Origin of the sequence: Vibrio sp. L85 (genome assembly GCF_963871815.1) — a bacterium.
Taxonomy (GTDB): Bacteria; Pseudomonadota; Gammaproteobacteria; order Enterobacterales; family Vibrionaceae; genus Vibrio; species Vibrio harveyi.
On record NZ_CAWMYL010000261.1, the window covers coordinates 1 to 3,346 of the forward strand.

At 43.6% G+C, this 3,346-nt stretch carries 3 protein-coding genes; all 3 read left to right on the plus strand.

What is annotated here, in order from left to right; translation table 11 throughout:
- Positions 1-198: 198 nt before the first annotated feature.
- The 3 genes from AACR11_RS29245 to AACR11_RS29255 all read left to right on the plus strand — a co-directional run bounded on the left by AACR11_RS29245 (position 199) and on the right by AACR11_RS29255 (position 3,004).
- Positions 199-513 (plus strand): hypothetical protein, encoded by a 315-nt coding sequence (locus AACR11_RS29245; protein ID WP_011988303.1) that lies wholly within the window; start codon positions 199-201, stop codon positions 511-513.
- An 8-nt stretch (positions 514-521) separates the two neighbouring features.
- Complete coding sequence (locus AACR11_RS29250) at positions 522-1,766, plus strand: IS91 family transposase (RefSeq protein ID WP_079324516.1); 1,245 nt, start codon at positions 522-524, stop codon at positions 1,764-1,766.
- A 284-nt stretch (positions 1,767-2,050) separates the two neighbouring features.
- Positions 2,051-3,004: an IS110 family transposase gene (locus AACR11_RS29255; RefSeq protein WP_017818206.1), complete on the plus strand. Its 954-nt coding sequence runs from the start codon at positions 2,051-2,053 to the stop codon at positions 3,002-3,004.
- Positions 3,005-3,346 lie beyond the last annotated feature (342 nt).

A 3,346-nucleotide genomic window follows, 5' to 3' on the forward strand; every position in this document is an offset into this window, starting at 1 on the left:
TTGGTCTGTCTTCTTTCCAAAATGCAGTTTCCAACGGCGGCGATATTGGCTACGAAGAAAAGCCTGCCAATCTTCTTCATGACCAAGATAGCGATGCTACGCATCGAGCTAGGGCGCTATTAGTCCATTGATTTTATTATCATTCAGAGTGCGCTATCCTCCCCCTTTCAGAAAACAATTCAACCTATCAACACTCTCATGAAAAAAGTAAAACTCGGCTTCTATGCCGTAAAATTCGGCTCGGTCGCACTTTGCCACGGCGCATCTTTGGTTGTCACTCACGATAAAAGCACATTGCGAGAACTGGCTCCGGTCAACAAAGGTCATGTTTACCAAACCGTTTATTTGCATCATGTTCTGGATGGATTAGCACTTGGCGCTGAGTATGACTTTGATACGCCAGCGTTCAATGTGCTCAAAGAGCACATTGAACTAAATGAGTTTACGTACCACGTTCTAGATGAAGTAGAACCAACCTTTCATCGCGTAAAACTGGCCGACGAAGCCTCTTAACGATTTGCGTGGTTCAATACACCGGTCGCAGACGCCGTCATACCCCAAAAGAATTTATCCCGCGAGCCACGAAGCTTCTTTTTGAAAAGGACAACGCTTGGGAAAAAGTACTTTGGAAGCACACCCAGACCTTCAGTCTCTGGCAAATCACTTGCGTAGAACGAATGCTGGCGTGCGGTAGCAATATGATGGGCGCTAAACACTACGACTGCGGCACTCCAAACTGTCCACATACAAAAGTAATCTGTCAGAGCTGCAAGACGAAGGCTTGCAGCTCTTGTGGCACCAAATCCACCGAACAATGGATATCCACTCAGCTTGATGTCATGCCAGACTGTGAGCATCAACACATCACGTTCACCATGCCGAGCGAGCTCTGGCCTATCTTCGAAGCCAATCCGACACTTCTTAATGACTTGTTCTCATTGGCGGCAGACACACTACTGAAGTGGGCGAAGAAGCATGGGCTTGAAGTTGGTATATTCGGTGCGCTCCATACCTACGGTCGCGGTCTCAACTGGCATCCGCACATTCACTTATCCGTGACACAAGGAGGGTTAGATAAGCACAACATCTGGCGGTCCATCTACTTTAAAAAGAAGCATGTGGAATACCACTGGCGCCGATGCTTAATCAGGTTACTCAGACGAAAGTACGGCGAGCTTAACTTATTGACATCGAGCACAAACCACATCCAGGACTCTCGCCAATGGCACTTCTTCTTAGAGCGCCAATACCAACGTTACTGGAATATCCATTTTGCTCAGAAAACGCAAGAACTAAAACAGACGGTAAATTATCTGGGTCGTTACCTGAAGCGCCCCCCGATATCCGCATCGAGACTGCGTCATTACAGTGGAGGCACAGTGGTGTTTAAGTATCTAGACCATCGAGATGGCAAATACAAAACGAAAACGTTGACACAAGAAGAAATGATATTGCGGTACGTGAGCCATATCCCACAGCACCATTTTAAAATGGTGCGTTACTACGGTTTTCTGTCGAACCGAAAACGGGGGCGGTTGCTTCCTCTGGTGTATTTAGCTCTGGGAGAGAAAGCACCAAAGCAGCCAGAGCTGCTCACGTATGCGAAACAATACAAAGGCTTTACAGGTAACGACCCGTATCAGAGTGTATTGTGCGGAAAAAGAATGGTGTTTACCGGTTTTACAGCGGGTTCAAAAAATCGAGAGCTACTGAATAATCGCCGAATGAGCATGCGCGAATCACGGCGTCTTGGTGTGCCAGCCTAGGATAAATCTATCTAAAATCAGGAAAATAGACGCAAAAGCGACCAATTAGCTGGTTAAATCCTCATTAGTTCAGTTTACCTTTAGTGCGATCACTCATTAAACAATGCTTTATCTCGCCCGAAAGCTTGATGGTTAGGGATTGAAATTCCTAACCATCGAGGCGCAGCGCGTTGCTTCAGACGCATAGCGTAGTTGCGTTATGGGATTGGGTGACAGATGTATGGACTCCCATTCCTACGGAGAGTAAATTTTATTCAAGCAGTTAACCGATACGGAGCTAAAATATGTCTAAACCAAACCTGATTGCGATCGATTTAGCTAAAAATGTTTTCCAATTTTGTCATATGTCACCGGCGGGAAAGGTATTGACCAACAAGGAAGTATCGAGAGCAAAATTAAAAGAGTTATTGTTTACATCACCACCCTCTCTAGTTGCAATGGAAGCTTGCTCTGGTGCTCATTACTGGGCAAGATTAGCTCAAAGTGTTGGGCACACTGTAAAAGTCATCAACCCTAAAATAATCAAAGGCTTTCAGTTCAAGCAAAAAACTGACAAAAACGATGCTTTGGCGATCGCAACTGCTGCATCTTTGGCTCATATACACAGCTCGAAAGTATTAACGATAAATGAACAAACCTTACAATCGATGGATCGTGTAAGAAGCTTAGCTATAGAACAGCAAAGATCATCGAGTAATCAAATTCGAGCTTTATTGTTTGAGTTCGGAATAACGGTTCCACAAGGAAGCTCTGCTTTAAGGAAACAAATCCCCCTAATTTTAGAAGATGCTGAAAATGGTTTACCGACTGAATTTCGCCAGCTACTACACAGCCTGTGGGAGCAATTACAAAATCAAATGGCCTTCGTTCAAGATATAACAATCAAACTTGAAAACACTGTTAAAAGCAATCCTATATGCAATAAGCTCATGCAGTTAGAAGGAGTAGGACCAATTTGCTCATTAGCTCTGTACATTCGCTTGGGTAACGGTGAAGCTTTCAAAAAAAGCAAAGATGCTTCTGCTTGTGTTGGATTAACACCTAGACAACACAGTTCTGGAGGAAAGGAACGGATAGGTGGCATATCAAAAACTAACGCAGATAAGCGATTAAGGAGCATACTATTCCAAGGGGCGTTATCCGTGATTAATCACATAACTAAAAGATCACCTAGAACATACAAAGAACAGTGGCTCAAAGCTTTAATTGAGCGAAGAGGAAAAAAATTGCTGCCATAGCTCTTGCGAATAAAACAGTTCGAACAGCTTGCGCCATGCTAAAAAACAAAACTGAATACGAGCCTTGTTTAATCATTTAGACCTGTATTAGAAAATCATTAAGAACGACGTAAAAAAGGTTAGACCAACCAACAAAAGCTCGTTAAGTTCCCTGGTTTGATAAACCGCGTGACAGAAAATAGCTTGTTGGTGCGAATACATTTTAGGGCGAGAATGAATCTCACAAGCCCGTATATAAGAGCGCATCTACGTTTTTACCACCTTTCTTCTTGATTTCTATAGGGAATCCATATAAGGAACTTAAACGAAAAGAGCCGGCTAATACCAAGTGAAGTATGAACC

What these genes read in the sequence shown, in the direction of transcription:
- AACR11_RS29245 (WP_011988303.1), top strand. Translation starts at nt 199, where the DNA reads ATGAAAAAAGTAAAACTCGGCTTCTATGCCGTAAAATTCGGCTCGGTC.
- AACR11_RS29255 (WP_017818206.1), top strand. Translation starts at nt 2,051, where the DNA reads ATGTCTAAACCAAACCTGATTGCGATCGATTTAGCTAAAAATGTTTTC.